We start from the raw sequence: 702 nt of genomic DNA, 5'->3' as shown, positions 1-702 counted from the left end.
AGTTAGCCTTGTGATTCACATTTAAAATAGTCCACCCAATCTTTTTTATCCTCAAAAAATAGATTGGATGATTCCTAATTTATTGCTACTACAACAGATCTGAATTGATCAGTATTGAAAATATTAGAATTTGTGGAAGCTCTTGTATAAACAAAAGGCCGTCTGAAAAGTTTCAGACGGCCTTTAAACCATTATGATGGCATTCGTTTATGATTGGTCGATGGTTTTATCAAGTCCTTGGGTCAGGCCGTTGATGTCGCCACCATTTAGCCCCAACTCTTTCAAGAGACCGTCAACCAACGGAGCTTGGCTGCGGTAGCGCAGTGCGCTGTTGACCATTTGGTCTGCAAGGCTGGCTTGTGTGGTCTGGCCGTCTGAAACACCTTCCGCACCGTTTGCACCACCGGCAAAGCCACCCAGACCATTGACTTGCAAAATCTTGATGTCTTCGATTTTTTCCATTGGGCGGACGGATTCGCGGATGATGTCAGGCAGATGTTTCAAGAGGGCAAGGCGGACTTGCATTTCAACCTGTTCAACGCTCAGGACGTTGGCAGCTTCGTTCACAGCGCGGGTACCTTCGGCGTCAACCTTGTATTGTTGCTCTTGCGCTTGCGCCAACAGAATTTTGGCATCGGCCTCACCTTTGGCTTGCAGGCGGTGTTTTTCGGCTTCGGCTTCGGCGGCAATACGCACGGCTTC

General features: G+C 47.9%; 1 protein-coding gene. It reads right to left on the bottom strand.

Annotated elements, in window-relative coordinates:
- Positions 1-207: 207 nt before the first annotated feature.
- Positions 208-702: flotillin domain-containing protein (locus ACTHUM_RS16735; RefSeq protein ID WP_440403519.1), on the bottom strand; the 495-nt coding region annotated here is incomplete at its 5' end.

It is taken from the genome of Neisseria sp. P0021.S006 (genome assembly GCF_051956895.1).
Note: the sequence above shows the minus strand (reverse complement) of the source record. Positions and strands in the feature narration are given on the sequence as shown.